This window comes from Thalassospira tepidiphila MCCC 1A03514, assembly GCF_001662875.1.
Lineage (GTDB): Bacteria > Pseudomonadota > Alphaproteobacteria > Rhodospirillales > Thalassospiraceae > Thalassospira > Thalassospira tepidiphila.
Genome location: NZ_JPVZ01000002.1, coordinates 462251 through 479208, shown reverse-complemented (window position 1 = coordinate 479208; position 16958 = coordinate 462251). Strand labels below are relative to the sequence as shown.

18 protein-coding genes and 1 tRNA gene are annotated in these 16958 nt (G+C 55.2%); 8 read left to right on the top strand and 11 right to left on the bottom strand.

The window, feature by feature from the left end:
- Positions 1-79: 79 nt before the first annotated feature.
- The 7 genes from pyrF to aroA all read right to left on the bottom strand — a co-directional run bounded on the left by pyrF (position 80) and on the right by aroA (position 7126).
- A complete protein-coding gene (gene pyrF / locus TH4_RS06270) occupies positions 80-802 on the bottom strand; it encodes an orotidine-5'-phosphate decarboxylase (RefSeq protein WP_064780338.1) in 723 nt (240 codons plus the stop codon).
- Between the two features lie 181 nt (positions 803-983).
- Positions 984-1292, bottom strand: coding sequence for a LapA family protein (locus TH4_RS06265; protein WP_008888958.1), 309 nt, complete (start codon positions 1290-1292; stop codon positions 984-986).
- 221 nt (positions 1293-1513) lie between these two features.
- The gene (gene ihfB / locus TH4_RS06260) at positions 1514-1789 is read right to left on the bottom strand and encodes an integration host factor subunit beta (protein WP_008888957.1); all 276 of its coding nucleotides are present in this window, start codon (positions 1787-1789) and stop codon (positions 1514-1516) included.
- A 71-nt stretch (positions 1790-1860) separates the two neighbouring features.
- The gene (gene sppA / locus TH4_RS06255; RefSeq protein WP_008888956.1) at positions 1861-2784 is read right to left on the bottom strand and encodes a signal peptide peptidase SppA; all 924 of its coding nucleotides are present in this window, start codon (positions 2782-2784) and stop codon (positions 1861-1863) included.
- A gap of 356 nt (positions 2785-3140) precedes the next feature.
- Positions 3141-4844, bottom strand: a complete 1704-nt coding sequence (gene rpsA / locus TH4_RS06250) for a 30S ribosomal protein S1 (RefSeq protein WP_008888955.1) — start codon at positions 4842-4844, stop codon at positions 3141-3143.
- A gap of 232 nt (positions 4845-5076) precedes the next feature.
- Positions 5077-5721 (bottom strand): (d)CMP kinase, encoded by a 645-nt coding sequence (cmk, locus tag TH4_RS06245; protein WP_063085978.1) that lies wholly within the window; start codon positions 5719-5721, stop codon positions 5077-5079.
- 61 nt (positions 5722-5782) lie between these two features.
- Positions 5783-7126: a 3-phosphoshikimate 1-carboxyvinyltransferase gene (gene aroA / locus TH4_RS06240; protein WP_064780490.1), complete on the bottom strand. Its 1344-nt coding sequence runs from the start codon at positions 7124-7126 to the stop codon at positions 5783-5785.
- A 360-nt stretch (positions 7127-7486) separates the two neighbouring features.
- Here aroA and TH4_RS06235 point away from each other — a divergent pair, with 360 nt between their 5' ends.
- From TH4_RS06235 to TH4_RS06225, 3 genes are all read left to right on the top strand, one after another.
- The gene (locus TH4_RS06235; protein ID WP_008888952.1) at positions 7487-7792 is read left to right on the top strand and encodes an FYDLN acid domain-containing protein; all 306 of its coding nucleotides are present in this window, start codon (positions 7487-7489) and stop codon (positions 7790-7792) included.
- Between the two features lie 96 nt (positions 7793-7888).
- Positions 7889-7964: transfer RNA gene (locus TH4_RS06230), tRNA-Ala, on the top strand.
- An 85-nt stretch (positions 7965-8049) separates the two neighbouring features.
- The gene (locus tag TH4_RS06225; RefSeq protein ID WP_064780337.1) at positions 8050-8514 is read left to right on the top strand and encodes a YtoQ family protein; all 465 of its coding nucleotides are present in this window, start codon (positions 8050-8052) and stop codon (positions 8512-8514) included.
- A gap of 23 nt (positions 8515-8537) precedes the next feature.
- Here the strand turns inward: TH4_RS06225 and TH4_RS06220 are convergent, their stop codons facing one another.
- From TH4_RS06220 to TH4_RS06210, 3 genes are all read right to left on the bottom strand, one after another.
- Complete coding sequence (locus tag TH4_RS06220) at positions 8538-9707, bottom strand: pyridoxal phosphate-dependent aminotransferase (RefSeq protein ID WP_064780336.1); 1170 nt, start codon at positions 9705-9707, stop codon at positions 8538-8540.
- Complete coding sequence (locus TH4_RS06215; protein ID WP_064780335.1) at positions 9704-10402, bottom strand: TetR family transcriptional regulator C-terminal domain-containing protein; 699 nt, start codon at positions 10400-10402, stop codon at positions 9704-9706. Before TH4_RS06215 ends, TH4_RS06220 begins: the two co-directional genes overlap by 4 nt.
- 71 nt (positions 10403-10473) lie before the next feature.
- On the bottom strand, positions 10474-11430 hold the full coding sequence (locus TH4_RS06210; protein WP_064780334.1) for an NAD(P)-dependent oxidoreductase: 957 nt from the start codon (positions 11428-11430) through the stop codon (positions 10474-10476).
- 163 nt (positions 11431-11593) lie between these two features.
- On the opposite strand from TH4_RS06210, the gene TH4_RS06205 reads away from it, so the two are divergent.
- The 3 genes from TH4_RS06205 to TH4_RS06195 all read left to right on the top strand — a co-directional run bounded on the left by TH4_RS06205 (position 11594) and on the right by TH4_RS06195 (position 14387).
- The gene (locus TH4_RS06205) at positions 11594-12382 is read left to right on the top strand and encodes a class II aldolase/adducin family protein (RefSeq protein WP_245227763.1); all 789 of its coding nucleotides are present in this window, start codon (positions 11594-11596) and stop codon (positions 12380-12382) included.
- A 612-nt stretch (positions 12383-12994) separates the two neighbouring features.
- Positions 12995-13213: a hypothetical protein gene (locus tag TH4_RS20620; protein ID WP_008888946.1), complete on the top strand. Its 219-nt coding sequence runs from the start codon at positions 12995-12997 to the stop codon at positions 13211-13213.
- A gap of 268 nt (positions 13214-13481) precedes the next feature.
- A complete protein-coding gene (locus tag TH4_RS06195; RefSeq protein WP_064780488.1) occupies positions 13482-14387 on the top strand; it encodes a 50S ribosomal protein L11 methyltransferase in 906 nt (301 codons plus the stop codon).
- Positions 14388-14459: 72 nt separating this feature from the next.
- Here the strand turns inward: TH4_RS06195 and TH4_RS06190 are convergent, their stop codons facing one another.
- Positions 14460-15434, bottom strand: a complete 975-nt coding sequence (locus TH4_RS06190; protein WP_064780332.1) for a class I SAM-dependent DNA methyltransferase — start codon at positions 15432-15434, stop codon at positions 14460-14462.
- Between the two features lie 312 nt (positions 15435-15746).
- Between TH4_RS06190 and TH4_RS06185 the strand changes: the two genes are divergently transcribed.
- Both TH4_RS06185 and TH4_RS06180 read left to right on the top strand, forming a co-directional pair.
- Positions 15747-16181 (top strand): YeeE/YedE family protein, encoded by a 435-nt coding sequence (locus tag TH4_RS06185; protein ID WP_063085997.1) that lies wholly within the window; start codon positions 15747-15749, stop codon positions 16179-16181.
- A complete protein-coding gene (locus TH4_RS06180) occupies positions 16181-16606 on the top strand; it encodes a DUF6691 family protein (protein WP_064780331.1) in 426 nt (141 codons plus the stop codon). Before TH4_RS06185 ends, TH4_RS06180 begins: the two co-directional genes overlap by 1 nt.
- Positions 16607-16958 lie beyond the last annotated feature (352 nt).

The following is a 16958-nucleotide window of genomic DNA, read 5'->3' as shown; positions in this document are numbered from 1 at the left end:
TTGCATGGCAGCCTGTCTTGCCCGGATTACGGCAAGGCACAGGCATGATGCAGCACAGGCAGAGATTGAGGATCGTGGATCAGGAAAGTTCGTCGACGATTTTTTGCGCCGCAGCAACCGGATCTTCGGCCTTGGTGATCGGGCGACCAATCACCAGAACGTCACTTCCCATGGCGACGGCATCGGCCGGGGTAACGATGCGTTTCTGATCGTCACTTGCCGCCCAGCTTGGGCGAATACCCGGTGTGATCAGTTTGAAGTCCGGGCCCAAGGCCTTGCGCACCGGCGTGATTTCCTGTGCAGAACAGACAACACCATCCAGACCCGCCTTTTGGGTCAGCTCCGCCAACTTGACCACGCGATCTTCAATCGGGCCCTTTAGGCCGACATCATCGAGATCACCCTGGTCCATGCTGGTCAGGATGGTTACGGCAATCACCCACGGTACGTCGACGCCAGCCTTGTCGGCGGCTTCGCGCGCCGCATCACCGGCACGTTTCATCATCTCCAAACCACCGGCGGCATGGACATTGACGATCCTGACACCCAGTGGTGTCACAGCGCGAATGGCCCCGGCCACCGTGTTGGGGATATCGTGATATTTGACATCAAGGAAGATCGGCATGCCGGTTTTGGCAACCGCCCTGACCCCTTGTGGCCCGTGGGCCGCGAAGAATTCCTTGCCAAGTTTGGCCCCGCCGATAACACCCGACAGCTTCGATGCCAGATTGATCGCGTGATCAAGATCGGTGGTATCAATCGCGCAATAGATGCGGTCTTTGGCGGCAAGGGTCTGGGTCATGGGGTCCTCCGGCGGGCTGGAATTGGGTCATGGCCCAGCTTTTCGCAGCAAATTTCATAGCGGACCGGACATGGCTTAGCCGATTTGGCCCCAAAGGCCAATGTCAAATCGGCTTTCGGACAGACATTGACGCCATGCGGCAAAAAGCAAAAGGGCCCCGAAACGGAGCCCTTTGACTTGATCAGCTTTGGCCGATGGCCTTTTGATCGGTATTTGGGGTGGATGGCGTGGTGTCATCCGTCTTGATGCGCTTGAGTTCGCTATCCATGCGCCGTGCGGCACGGCGATGCTTGCCTTGCAGCAACCATTCAAAGGCAAAGCCGATCCCAAGTCCGATCAACAACGCAACCATGATCGGCAGGAAAAGCGGCAGGTCGATTTCAAACGGCAAGGGCCAAAGCGAAATCGTGACCAATGCCCGGTTGGAAACTGCAAACACCGCAATCAATACGGCAAGCGGGATGGAAATAATCCAGTACAGGAAGCGCATTACCTAGCTCCTTGTGCCGGTGGCTGTCCCATCCCGAAAACGGGATGGTTCAAAACCCGGCAGCAGGTCTCGTTTGATCAATGTTCTGATCAGTATGGGGCAAGAACCGGACAAAAGCCATGGCAACAGTCACACAGTTTTTGTGTGTTGCATGCTGGTCGTATCGGGCGGGCTGCGGGTGGCGCAGGCCCGATTGCCGGTCAAAACAAATCAGGCAGGAATCAGTTCAAACGTTCGCGAAGCTGTTTGCCGGTTTTGAAATAGGGAACCTTTTTCTCACCGACAGGAACCGCATCCCCGGTACGAGGGTTACGGCCGACGCGGGCCTCGCGCTGTTTTACGGAAAATGCGCCAAAGCCGCGAAGCTCGACCCGGTCGCCGCGCGCAAGCGCGTCTGTGATCTCGTCAAAGATCGTGGCGACAATCCGCTCAACGTCGCGCTGATAGAGATGCGGGTTCATCTCCGCAAGGCGGGCAATCAATTCAGATTTTGTCATTTCCAGGCCCCATCCTGTTGGTGCTGACAGTCTCACTCAACCACGGATTAGATTATGTCTTAAAGAAGCTCTCACTCAGGTTGCCAGACCGTCAGCAAACCGTCAAGTTTAAGCCCCTCAGATGACAGCACTTTTCCAAGGCTTCCCTCAAGAACAGCACTCATCAAATCGTCTTCCGGGTATTCGATTTCAAGCGGCACTACCTGTGCATCCGTCGTGATACCGGCTTCCTCTTCGAGCCAGCGCAAGGCTTCACGACGGCCTCCAATTTCATCAATCAATCCGTTGGCAACGGCCTGCTGTCCGGTATAGACGCGGCCATCGGCAAGAGTCGTAACTGTTTCGACCGACATATCGCGGCGGGTCGCAACCATTTCAACAAACACGTCAAACATGTCTGAAATCAGGCCCTGCATGGCCGATTTTGCAACATCATCAACAGGTTCGAACGGATTGGGTGCAGCTTTCAGCGGACCGCTTTTTACCGTCAGCGGTTCAACACCAAGCTTTTCAAGCGTTCCATTGAAATTCATCGACTGGAAAATCACCCCGATCGAGCCGGTGATTGTCCCACGGCGGGCAATGATGTGGTCGGCGGCAATCGCGGTCATGTAACCGCCGGACGCCGCAACAGTCCCCATCTCGGCAACGATTGGCCGGGTTTCGCCGATACGGCGCAGCGCCTCAAACAGCGTTTCGCCACCAACCATGGTGCCACCCGGGCTGTTGATATGGACAATCACACCGACAACGTCGCTGTCTTCTTCAATCGCGCTCAGCGCATCAAGGAGATAGGGATCTTCAGTGATCACACCTTCGATGGTGACTTCAACAATGCGCGGACCCAGTCCGCCCAGAACACTGTCCTTTACACCGGTGCCAGACAAGCCGATCACGATCACCGCGATCACGGCAATCACCGCCACCACACGCCAGCGAAAGATGGATTTTTTCAAGCGGCGTCGATCCAGCAGGATATCGGCATCAAGTGCCATCGGCGTGTCCGTTTCCAATTGTTCAATCAAATACTTAGACGAGTGTGATCGCTCAAACCCGTCTCTTCAAATGGTTTTTATCGACCCGGAAGGCAAGAACAAAAAGCGTTTAAAATCAAAATTTTCGCGAAAAATGCCGATATCGGCAGAGTCGGGCTAAAATTCAGCCGCAAAAAGCAGATGATATACAATTTGGCGCCCTTTACAGGCCACCGGGCATTGGGCGGATATATCGGCCATCCACCGTGCATCAACTTGCCAGATCTAGAATCCGGACAAAAGAAAACGGGCCGCGCAGTGCGCGACCCGTCTTTTCGTTCTGCAAGACTGCAGAGCGTATTTCGTCGGAGGGTGGCTTATTCGCCGCCTTCCTGTTTCTTGCGCAGAGCTTCGCCAAGGATGTCGCCGAGCGATGCGCCGCTGTCTGCCGAACCGTAATCCGCCATTGCTTTCTTCTCGTCAGCAACTTCAAGAGCTTTGACAGAGAGGGAAACCTTGCGGGTTTTGGAGTCGATTGCAGTAACGCGTGCGTCGACTTTTTCACCAACTGCAAAGCGTTCCGGACGCTGTTCAGAACGCTCACGCGCCAGCTCAGCTTTACGGATGAAGCCTTTGAGTTCGGTGTCGCCAACCGAAACCTCGATGCCACCGTCGTTAACTTCGGTAACTTCACAGGTTACAGCGTCGCCACGTTTGATGCCGACAACGGCGTCTTTGAACGGATCACCAGACAGCTGTTTGATGCCGAGCGAGATGCGTTCTTTTTCAACGTCAACGTCAAGAACCTTGGCTTTGACGATGTCGCCTTTTTTGTATTCTTTGATGACTTCTTCACCAGCGCGGTCCCATGACAGGTCCGAGAGGTGAGCCATACCGTCGATACCGCCCATGAGGCCAATGAACAGACCGAATTCGGTGATGTTCTTGACTTCGCCTTCGATCTCGGACTCGACCGGATGAGCTGCCAGGAAGGCATCCCACGGGTTCGAGGTGCACTGCTTGAGACCAAGCGAGATACGGCGTTTCTGGGCATCGACGTCGAGCACCATGACTTCGACTTCCTGCGAGGTCGAAACGATTTTGCCCGGGTGGATGTTTTTCTTGGTCCAGGACATTTCGGAAACGTGGACCAGGCCTTCGACACCAGCTTCGAGTTCGACGAATGCGCCGTAATCGGTGATGTTGGTGACACGACCTTCGAATTTCGAACCGACCGGGTATTTGGCTTCGACACCTTCCCACGGATCAGCTTCAAGCTGCTTCATGCCAAGCGAGATACGCTGGGTTTCGCTGTTGAAGCGGATAACCTGGACTTTAACAGTCTGGCCGATCTGGAGCGCTTCGGACGGATGGTTGATACGTTTCCAAGCAATGTCGGTAACGTGCAGCAGGCCATCAACGCCACCGAGATCGACGAACGCGCCGTAATCGGTGATGTTTTTGACGACGCCGTCAAGGATCTGACCTTCCTGAAGGTTCTGGATCAGTTCAGCACGCTGTTCTGCACGGGTTTCTTCGAGAACGGCACGACGCGAAACAACGATGTTGCCGCGCGAACGATCCATTTTCAGGATCTGGAACGGCTGCGGGTTGTTCATCAGCGGGGTGACGTCACGAACCGGACGGATATCAACCTGGGAACCCGGAAGGAACGCAACTGCGCCCGACAGGTCAACGGTGAAGCCGCCTTTAACACGACCAAAGATGGTGCCGTCGACGCGTTTGCCTTCGGAGAACTGTTTTTCCAGTTCAACCCAAGCTTCTTCGCGGCGCGCTTTTTCGCGCGACAGGACGATCAGGCCATCCTTGTTTTCATAGCGGTCGACATAAACATCAACGGTATCGCCAATGTTTACTTCGCCTGCGCCAAATTCTTTAAGCGGAACGCGGCCTTCGGATTTCAGGCCGACATCGACGATGGCATCATCGTCAGTTTTTTTAACGACCGAACCGGTCATTACGCGGCCAACAAAACCTTCGTCTTCAGAACCAAGGGTTTCAGCCAGCAGGGCGGCAAAATCTTCGCCAGTCGAGAATTGTGCTTCTTCAGCGGTGGTCATAAACCAGACTTCCTTTCGAGTATCGTCACTATATTCTGGCCAACCGGTTGTGTCCGGTGGTCTTTGCCGCAAAATCGCGGCGATTTGTCATTCAGTGTTCAAACCCGAACGCATGTGAAGGCGAACCTTCCATACACGAAAAGGTGAACGCACAAGTCGTTCACCTTAGGAACAGGCCAAAGGACCGGTACCTCGGGATCGTTCAACGCCTGACGGTTAAAACGCCTTCTGATCAGTCATCCGCACCCATATGGGTATGGATATGTGCCATGACGGCATCGAACACTGCGTTGGCATTCAGACGGTCCGTATCAATATGGATTGCGTCATCTGCCATCTTGAGCGGTGCGACATCGCGAGCACTGTCTCGGGCATCCCGTTCTTCAAGCTCTTTAAGAACGCGCTCGTATATAGCAGCGGGATTTTTTTCCTGCAACTGTTTGAACCGACGGTTTGCACGTTCTTCGACACTGGCTGTCAGATAAAACTTGATCGGTGCTTCCGGACAGACGACCGTTCCGATGTCACGACCATCCAATACGGCACCACGTTTGCCGCCCGGCGGGGTGGTGGCAAGGGTTCGCTGAAAATCAAGCAACACCTCGCGAACCCTTGGAATCGCTGCAACTTTTGAGGCAGCGGTCCCGACTTCCTCGCTGCGAAGGGCCTCACCTTCGAGATCGGACGCACTCAGATTTTCGGCTGCGGCCACGGCGGCGGCTTCATCAGCAGGGTCGCCATTTTCGGCCAGAACTTTCGCACCGGTGGCACGATACAGCAGGCCGGTATCGAGATAGGCATAGTCCATTGCTTCTGCGACTCGACGTGCCAAGGTACCCTTGCCGGACGCGGCCGGCCCATCAATGGCGATGATCATATGCGTCTCTCCCTGTTTATATATCTGGCTTGGTATTGCTTTATATATTGGGGTGGATAGATCAGGAATGCAGCGCAAATTTTGCGCCCATATCGCCCATCAGTTTTTCAAAGTTCGGGAAGCTCGTGGCAATCGGGTTGGCATCATCGACCGCAACCGGCTTTTCCGCACCAAGACCCAGAACCAGGAACGACATCGCGATACGATGATCAAGATGGGTTTCCACCATGCCACCGCCCGGCACCACACCGCCAGTGACAATCAGATCATCGCCTTCAATCCGGTGAATGACGCCATTGGCTTCAAGACCAGCCGCCACCGCCGCCAAACGATCCGATTCCTTCACCCGCAGTTCCTCAAGATCACACATGCGCGTTTCACCCTCGGCATAGGCCGCAGCCACAGCCAGAACCGGGTATTCATCGATCATGGATGGGGCGCGTTCGGCCGGGACAACAATGCCCTTGAGGCGGTTCTTGCCGGTTACAACCAGATCGCCGATGGTTTCACCGGCTTCTTCGCGCTCGTTGGTGATCGTGATGTCACCGCCCATTTCAATCAGGGTGGTGATCAGGCCGGTGCGCAGCAGGTTCAGGCAGACATCACGAATGGTGACGTGGGAATCCGGATTGATCAGGGCCGCCACCATCGGGAAGGCAGCCGAGCTCGGATCGGTCGGAACCACAATATCCGCAGCCTTCATTTCGACCGGGCCGGTCAGGCTGACGGTGCGGCCGCCATCGTCATTGACCTTCACATCGACCTCAACCCCGAAGTGGCGCAGCATGCGTTCAGTATGATCGCGCGACGGTTTGGGTTCGATCACGGTGGTGGTGCCCGTTGTGTTCAACCCGGCCAGCATCACCGCCGACTTCACCTGGGCAGATGCCATCGGCAGGGTATAGGTCACCGGTTTGGCTTCGTCGGTGCCAATCACCGCCATCGGCGGACGACCGCGATCACGGGTAATGAATTGTGCGCCAAATTCGGACAACGGATCAGCAACACGGCCCATCGGACGTTTGCACAGCGACGCGTCGCCGGTGAAGAACGTCGTGATCGGATGGGTGGCAACGATGCCCGCCATCAGGCGAATACCGGTGCCGGCGTTGCCCATATCAATCACGCTATCGGGTTCACGAAGGGCACCGACGCCAACACCTGTGACATGCCAGGTGCCATCTTCGTCGCGGGTGACAGTGGCGCCAAGTTTGCGCATGGCGTCCGCCGTTGCCAGAACGTCTTCGCCTTCCAAAAGGCCGGTAACCTTGGTTGTACCGATTGCCAGACCACCAAACATCAGGGAGCGATGAGAAATAGACTTGTCACCCGGAACCCGGATATCGCCCGAAAGCGGCCCGGCCTTGGCCGAGGAAAGCGGACGTTTGGTTTGCGAAGAACTCATGGGCTCGTACCTGCCAGTCACTGTTTTATCATCAACAAAAGGCTGATTGAAAAAGCGCTGCGCTGCGGCCATGTTTTCAGGCGCGCGCGGGCCTTTCAATCAGGGGACCAATGCTCTAGCACAAGCGGTTAGCAGGCACCAGTATCGAACCCGAAATTCGGTGTAGGAAATTGCACGAATGTGCGGCAGATTTGTCCCATCGCCTTGCCAAAGGGAAAAACGCGCAATTTCCTTTTGACAAGGTGCTCGCAAGATGGCAATTGGGCCTCTCGGACAAGACGCTGTGCGTAGCCTTGCTGCGCTTTTGCGACACAAAGTCTTTTTCTTAATTGATAACGGTAATTAAGAGGATTTGCCGTAATGTCAGCACGCGGTAAGAAACGTCACTGCCTCGCCTGTGGTACCAAGTATTACGACCTGAACCGTACCCCGGTTGTCTGCCCGAAATGCAAAACGCCGGACGGGGTAACAAAGGTCAAGAAATCCGCGGTTGCAAAACCGGCTCCGGAAGAAGACGAAGACGTCGATGACGTCACCGATCTTGACGATGATGTCGATACCGATATCGACGATGATATTCTCGAAGATGCTTCTGATCTTGGCGAAGATGATGATGATCTTGGCGAAGTCTATGAGCATGTCGAATCAGACGACGACGATCGCTAAGAAATTTTGAAAAAGGGTCTTGCCAACATTTGGCGAACCTTCTAAATATGCGCCGCGCCGCAGAGCCTGCCATGCAGACTGCGTCGCGGACAAAGTGGGGCCGTAGCTCAGTTGGGAGAGCGCTACAATGGCATTGTAGAGGTCGTCAGTTCGATCCTGATCGGCTCCACCATTCAAAACCCGTTGCCTTTGGCGACGGGTTTTGTCGTTTTAGGGTCTGACATACCCCATCATAACGACCATCAAGGGAGAGAAAGATGAGCAAAGTCTGGACCGTCTATTTATCGGGCGAAATTCACAGCGACTGGCGCGAACGTATCGAGGCAGGCGTGAGAGAATCAGGCCTTCCGGTTGAACTGGTTGCCCCGATTACCGTGCATGAAGATTCTGATGATTGCGGCGTTGCCGTTTTCGGTGCTGAAGAAAACAAGTTCTGGCATGACCGCAAGGGCGCGCAGCTGAACGCCATGCGCACCAAGACCTTGCTGTCACAGTCCGACCTTGCCGTTATTCGCTTTGGTGAGAAATACAAGCAGTGGAACGCTGCCTTTGATGCCGGCTATGCTGCCGCCCTTGGCATTCCCTATATCACCCTGCACCCGGCAGAGCATGATCACGCGCTTAAGGAAGTCGATGGTGCGGCCAATGGTGTGGCCCGCGAACCCGAACAGGTGGTTGCAGCACTGGCCTATATCATCCGTGGTGATATGCCCAAGGCGTAAGCCAAAACATTTACAACCGGGCCTTATGCCGATTTCTCGGCAAAGGCCCGGATGCGTTTGATGGCTTCGCGGAGTTCGTCGTCGGAGACCGTGAGTGCGACACGGATCAGGTTCTTGGCGTTTTCGCCAAAGGATGCGCCGGGCATGACGGCGACGTTTTGATCGTCCAAAAGCGCCCAGGCGAATTCTTCGCCGTTCATGCCGGTGGCTCCGACATCAATCATGGCAAACATGCCACCGGATACCTTGCCCGGTTTAAGCACATCGCATCCGGCAAGTTCGGTTTCGATCATGTCAACGCGCGCCGCATAGCTTTTGCACATGCGCGCGGCCGTATCGAAATTGCCACGCAGGGCGACCTCGGTCGCATCGGCTATGAAGGGCTGATTGCCAAACAAGATGGTTTCGGAAATCGGCAGGACTTTAGTGCAGAGTTCTTCGGGGCCAACGGCCCAGCCGCTGCGAAAGCCGGTGGCAGCAAAGGTTTTCGAGATCGAGGAAGTGACGATGGTGCGGTCACGCAGCTCTTCGATTTCGAGCGGGGAGGCAAAGGTGCCTTCGAACACCAGATCCTCATAGACCTCGTCACAGACAATCCACAGATCATGTTCGATGGCGATCTTGCCCAGTTCGACCAGTGTTGCGCGATCCAGCAGCGCGCCGGACGGATTGTGCGGCGTATTGAGCAGCAACACACGGCTGTCCTTGGTGATGGCGGCGCGCAGGTCACCCGGCTGCATGATAAAGCCGTGCTCAATCGATAACGGGACGGATTGCAGTTCAGCCCCCGATGCCCGGATTACCCCGGCATAGGTCGCGTAATAGGGATCACCAACCAGCACGCCCTGCCCGGCATCCACCAGCGCCGTCATGACGGTATAAAGGGCAGTCTGCGTGCCCGGGAAACACAGGATGTTTTCCGGCGTAACATCCGGCCAGACAAGTTTGTATTTTTCCACCAGCGCATCAAGCAACCCGACCTCACCCCGACCATTGGAATAATGCGTGCGGCCGCGCCGCATGGAGGCCTCGCACGCGTCAATCAGGGCCGGATTGACGGGAATGTCGGGCTCGCCAATTGTCAGCTCGATGATTTTGGCACCTTGGGCCTCGCGATCACGGGCGGTGTTGTGGACGGCCCACTTTGCCCCACCCAGTTCGGCAAGACGGTCGGTAATCTTGGCATATCTCATGACGGCTTACTTTGTTGCTCGGGGTGTGTCTGGTGGCGTGCCGATTGAAGGGCAATATCAGGTGCGGACAACGCACCGGTGGGCAATTCAAGCAGGCGTTCGGCGGCGCCGGTAATCAGATCCGGCAGGATATCCTGCGCATACAAGCCGGAATTCAGCGCCCCTTCCATCCAAAGCCCATCAATCAGGCCATTGAGTGCAATCGCATGGTTGCGGCAAATCGCCACACTGTGCGGGCAGCCATGATCAATCAGGACAGGCTCGATCAGGGTTTCCAGCACATTGAGAAACTCGCGATAGCCATCACGATGAATTTCGGCAAAGTCCGGATCGTGGCGCACTCGGCCGATGAAGGTCGCCCAAAGCGAGACGGTTTGTTCGTCCATGTTGGGCTTGGTCAGATTGGCGCGCAGGAAGCTTGCCAGTTTGGCCTCTGGTGTGCCTTCGGTCGCACGTGCGCTTTCACTGGCCTGTGCCGTCAGCTGGCCGACCAGATAGGCATAGGCATTGCGGATCATGTCATCCTTGCTGCCGAAATAATGGCGCACCAGCCCGACCGTCACCCCGGCTTCTTCAGTGATCCGGCGCACCGATGCCCCATGCAGCCCGTCGCGGGCAATGCAGGTTAGCGTCGCCTCGATCAAACTACGACGGCGGACATCAAGCGACAGACGTTGAAATGTTTTTCGGCTCATTGTTATACAATTGAATAATGTTGATCGGGTTTCAAGCGTGCAATCGAGTGTGGGTATGTTGAGCGGATCGCTCAGTAGCCCTGACCACGGCTGACAGCAAGGCTGAGCGGTTTGCCTGCATGCAGTTCACGGGCTGATTGCAGGGCTTGTTCGGCAACAATGCTTGGCGTTGTATCACTGGCGATATGCGGGGTGATGCGCAGGCGCGGATCGGCCCAGAACGGATGGCCTGACGGCAACGGTTCGGCGCGAAACACATCAAGGGTCGCGCCACTGAGCTGCCCACGATCAAGAGCGTCAACAAAGTCATCCTCGGCCATATGTTCACCGCGTCCCATCTGGATCAGCCAGGCACCCTTGGCCAGCTTTGAAAACAGCGCCGCATTAAGGATATTCTCGGTCTTGGCCGTCAGGGGCAGGACATTGATCACCACATCCTGACCGGCCACCGATTGCAGAACCGAGTCGTCACCAGTGAAATAGCGCACACCTTCGACCGGATCCGCTGGATCACGGCGGCAGGCAACCGAAACACTAAATCCACAGGCAGCCAAGGCTTTGACAACAGATGCCCCCATGGAGCCATGGCCAAGCACGGCGACCTTGAGATCGCGCGGTGGCCGGATCGCAGGCGGGACCCATTCGGCGCTGGCCTGACTTTGCTGCATACTGGCAAAGCCGCGTTCGATATGAACCACTTCATGCACCGCATAACCCGCCATCAGGTCCGCCTGATTGGGGTCGCGAACACGACAGATCGCGACGTCATCGCTCAAGCCCGGATGTTTCAGCAAGGCATCGACGCCGGCCCCGACCGACATCGCCATTTCAATATTGGGATAGGGCGAAAACGCTGCCGGGCCAGGCAGCCAGCACACCGCAAAACGGATAAGATCGGGGTTGGTGACTTCATCGGGGTTAAGCAGGCGGACATCGGGCGCCGCATCACCAAAATCAAGCGAATAATAGCTTTTGAGATCCATCCCATCGCTGAGAAGAACACCGTAAATCGGTTCCGCCACCACCATCAGTCAAAGCCCCTTACATCATCTTCTTTTGCGCTGCTGATCCCTGTTGGCGCACCTGATTTGCACGCACCATACCAAGAAAATTTGCGCTTTGGTTTCATCCTCAGTTAAACAAGTGTATATCAAAGAGTAAAGCCGTTTGATCAGATCAATGGAGGTCGGCATGCATATCGCGACACAGAAAGACGCCGAGACCAGCGTCATGAGTGATCCACAAATCAGCGACAGCGAAAAGCAGTGCCGCATCGAACTTGCCGCCTGTTACCGGCTGGCGGCGCATTACAAAATGACCGACACGATCTATACCCACATTTCGGCCCGCGTTCCCGGTGAACCGGGGCATTTTCTGATCAATCCATATGGGCTGATGTGGGAGGAAATTACCGCCTCTTCGCTGGTGAAAATCGATGTCGACGGCAACAAGGTTGCGGACAGCCCCTATCGGGTGAACCCGGCAGGTTTTACCATCCACAGTGCCGTACATATCGGGCGCCATGATGCCGCATGGGTGATGCATACCCACACACGGTCGGGATTTGCCGTTTCCTGCCTTGAAGAAGGTCTGATGCCGCTTAATCAGATCGCCCTGCAGTATTATGGCCAGATCGGCTATCACGATTATGAGGGCATCGCGCTTGATCTTGAGGAACGCGAAAGAATCGTTGAAGCGCTTGGCGCCAACATCGCGCTGATCCTGCGCAATCATGGTCTTTTGACCGTGGAGGCAACTGCCGGACAGATGTTTTCAAACATGTTTTATCTGAACCGGGCGTGCGAGATTCAGGAATCTACCCTGGCGATGGGAAGACCCCTTCGGAAGATTGATGATGCGGTGATAAAACGCGTTTCCGAACAGTTCAGCCAGATGGCCTATGACGACGGTGATGTTGCCCTGGAGTGGGACGCACAAATGCGCCTTGCCGACCGTCTGGACCCCGGTTTCCGCGATTAGGACATGACGCCGGAAGCGCGCATTCCGCCCCTTCGCAAGCGCGGTAAATACTTGCTGGTTTTCATGTTTCTGGACCCATCCTCCAACCCGTCCATATGCTTGGGCGGGAAAGAGAGACATTTGTGATTAAAATTTAATCTGTTCGACCAATTGCGTAAAAAATAATCAAATCCTTCCTTGACACCCACCCATCGACTGCTACGATTGAATTCAACAAGGTCGGGCCGGAGAATTTTCCGGTGTGTTTTGGTCGGGGTTCGGAGAAAGCCACTTTGATGGCGCACCCAATCCCAACGCATTGAAAATCATAACTTGTGCTGATGCGCGACAGTCGCGATGCGAAACGAGTTTGATGACCAAAACGGGTTGATTGCAAAAGTTGACCCTTATGACCGCCCAGCTGACAGAACGGGTCTTTGGATCGGGCCTTCTGTCATTCCGATGATGCCACCGCGTGGTGGCTTGATGCTGGGATCGCGCAAAGGTCGAGAGTGTTTCTATCAGGTTGCCCGCAGATCTTGTCGGGCATCGGGAACACGTCATGCTGCGGCATCCTTAACCGTCCCCGGCGGTGTGCCGAAGCTCCTGCTTGCCAGACAAGGAGAAGACGACATGCAAGTATCGAACACAATTGATTGCAACGGTTTGTCTCCGGCACCAACCCTTCTGCGGATCATGCAGGCGTTGGTGGGCCGTGAAGACAGCACATCCCCACTCAATGTTCTGGTCGGTGCGGACTGCAATTGTGAAAGTCTGGCAGTTTCGCTTGGCCCGCTTGCCCAAGACGTTCAGTTGGCCAGCGACGCAAAACAGTTTGCCGCCGTAAACTGAGGGGCGCTTTTGCCCTGCCCATGCCGGTGCCATTGCCGGCAATCTTCCCGTCCATGATGCCTGTATGGCGTCACGTCGCGCTCACCTGACCGCGTCAAGAATAAGATAAAACGCTGCGCATCGGCACTGGCTTGTCGATCCCGGTACCGTTTATGCAGGCTTGTAGCGCCAACACCATCCGGTTGCCTTGTCTCCGGATCATATGGCGCTTTTTGCCATGCCTGCGGGGTCCCGCGACCGGCTGATGCGCAAGAAAACAGGAAGCACTATGCTAGAAGAGAGCAGCGAGACATCCAGCCCATACGCCAGTGATCCCGAAACACCAGGTTTTGCCTTTGATCCCGATGATCCCTGGACACAAACATTCCAGGAAGGCCTGGCGCGCGCTGATCTGAAAGACAAAACCGTTTACGAGGTCGGTGTTGGTACTGGCATCAATGTCGCCTTTATCTTGCAAAGCTGCGGCGCCAGACGCGTTTACGGCAGCGACCTTGATCCCCGCCTTGTCGTTCTGGCAGAGCGCAACATCAAAATCCTCTCCCCCGAACATGCCAAACATTTCAAACCGGTCCATGGCAGTGTCAGCCTTGTCGATACCGATGAGGCACGCGAAAAAATTGCCAAGACCGATGTAGTGATTGCCTGCATCCCACAGGTGGGCGAGCCCAGTGATGAACGCCTGACGGCCTTTCGCGAAGCCCAGTCCATCGAACTGGCCGAAGGGGCCGGTGACGAGGCCGAAGACCATATCGCGCATTATTATCCCTGGAGCCTGTTTGACCAGTACCCCTACAACTCGGTCGGGCTTGGCCTGAACGAGGCGCTTATGCGCCGTATTCGCGAACACGCACCAAAGGCCGAACTGGTGATGAATTTTGGTTGCCGCATTGGCACCGAGATTATTTGCGAATGCTTTGAAGCCAACGGCTACAAACCCGAAAAAATCGCATCAAAGATCGTTCTGCAACATTCAGGAACGGATATTTCGTTTTTCGTGTCACTGGAAAAGGCGCTGAACGGGACCGAATATGAAAAGCAGCTTGTCTGCAAATTCTATGGTGACCCGGAAGGCAAGCGGCCGCTGTCGGCCACCAAGGCCCAGGAAATGATCAATGATGATCCGAATGTGCCGCTTTATCACGAGGTGGCGGTCATTCGCGGCACGCCGATCTAGAGCAATGCCAAACAAAAAATACCCCGCAGCCACAGGCTACGGGGTGTTTTGCATTAAGCATTTCACAGCAGCTCAGTGAAGGGTTTGACCCGATGCCTGATCGGGATCGCCCGGAATGATCAGATCGCCCGCCATCAGCGCCAATGCATCACTTGCACGCGCGACGATGACCCGACCTTCGACCGGGTTGCCCTTTTCCTGACGCAGAACACCCAAAGTGTCTGAAAGAACGTTAAAGCCACATTCGACCAGCCATTCGCTGATCGCGCGCTGATGATGGCGGAAGCGTTGCCCGGGACCGAGATCGAACGGGAAGTTATCACCATGCTCGAGCGTGAATACCAGCAACCCGCCGGGCTTCATCCGGTCATGGGCAGCACGCAGGGCCGGCACCAGATCGCCAAGATAGTTCAGAACGTCCGCCGCGATGACAACGCTGTAATCCGTTCCGATATCGGCGGGCATATCGGTGATATCGCCAGCGACAAGGGTGCGATAAAGCCCCTTGGCGCGTGCGCGGTTGATCATGCGCGGCGACAGGTCGATGCCATCAATCGCATCAACATGACCAGCGAACACTTCGCCCACAAGCCCGGTACCACAGCCAAGATCAAGCACATCCATCGGACGCAACATTTCCGGTAGATGAGTCCGGATGGCTTCAAACAAAAGTTCCGGTCCGCGATAGGCTAAACGATCCCGCAGGCTGATCTCAAACCGTGGGGCATAATCGTCAAACAGAGCCCGCACATAATCGGGCGGCAAGCGATCACGAAGGGCAGCCGCACCAAGCAATGTCAGGCGGACCTCTGCCCCCATGCGGTCCTTGGGATCAAGCATCAGATACTGACGGAAAGCCTCAACGGCGTTTTCGGTTTCACCGGCACGTTCATAGATGTCGCCCAGCGTAAAATGGGCTTCGTCCCAGTCACTATCAGCGGCCAATGCGGCACGCGCCACGTCAATCGCAGCGGTGTAGTCACCCTGTGATACCAGCGCCAATGCGACATCAAGACGCCGACTGGCGGACAGACGATCTTTGCTCATGCATGAAATCCGAAAAGGGGGGGGTTTGGGCAACACGCCGAAACCACAACCAAAGATACTGCTATATCTTCCTATTTTCGGTGTTTTGCAAGATAGATAAAATAATGAAAAATCAATTGCTTATCTGTTTTGTGGAATCGGACACCAATGCAAACAGTATCTTGACCGATAGTTGGGCGCATCCGGGTAGGTCTGCTTCGTTTTTAGCAACAGTTTCTACAAAGAAATTTGGCACAAATTTCCACTGACCCATTGATAAAATCAATTAATTATAATACATTAATATAAATTCTGATTTTGATGGATTGAATGATGGAAAACTTCACTCCGATTTCCGCCCTGATTGGCGGTGGACTTATTGGTCTGGCCTCTGGCCTTTATCTTTTGCTCAATGGGAGAATTGCCGGGATCAGCGGCATTCTTGGCGGTTTGTTGACCCCGACCAAGGGTGGTTCTGCTGTTTTTGAGCGACTGGCCTTTATCATCGGGCTGGTTGTCGGTCCGTTCATCCTGATGAACGCAACCGAGATCGAAGCCCAGAGTGTCGTGACAAGCTCATTACCGGTCATCATCGTTGCCGGTCTTCTGGTTGGTCTTGGCACCACGATTGGTAGTGGTTGCACCAGTGGTCATGGCATTTGCGGCCTGTCGCGGTTCTCGCTGCGATCGCTGGTTGCGACCCTGTCATTTATGGCAGCGGGCTTTGTCACGGTTCTTGTCACCCGCCATCTGATGGGAGGCATGTAATGCGGATAATTGTTTCCCTGATTTGCGGCACGATTTTCGGCTTTGGCCTTTACATTTCGGGCATGATCGACCCGCAAAAGGTTTTGGGTTTTCTTGATATCTGGGCGATTGCCGATGGGGGTTGGGATCCGAGTCTTGCGTTCGTCATGGGCGGTGGACTGGCGGTTGCCATTCCGATCTTCCAATTTGCAAAGAACCGGACCGAGGCGGTCTGTGGCGGCGAGATGAGCCTGCCGACCAACCGTGCCATCACCACCAAACTGGTTGTTGGCGGCCTGTTATTTGGTACCGGTTGGGGACTGGTTGGGTATTGCCCGGGTCCGGCCCTTAGTGCACTGGCGTTCGGCCATACCGATACGATTATTTTTGTGGTCGCGATGATTGCCGGCATGGGCGGTGCCCGTGCCATCGGTCTCAACAAATAAACCCGGCCAAAGACTGAACCCGATAATCTGCGGCCGGTTTGATCCCCCAGACACTTGCCGCAGGTTTTGCAACCGCCCGTGCTTTACGCCGGGCGGTTTCGCATTTCCGGTCAAAATTTGACTAAAATCTCGCAGCACCGGGCTTGTCTTTGGCGTTAAAATCCCATAACTCAGCTAAGGGTCAAAACTCATTCACATGACCGGCCCGGCAACTGATATGAGAGAAAAAGCTAGGAAAATGCCGCAGAGCGGGGTGATCCCCGGTCAAGGGATTTGACGCAGAGGCTTTCTCCCATATCAGTTGTCCTTAGGATCACCCGGATTTGCACGGGCTATTTTGTCGCAAAATCTT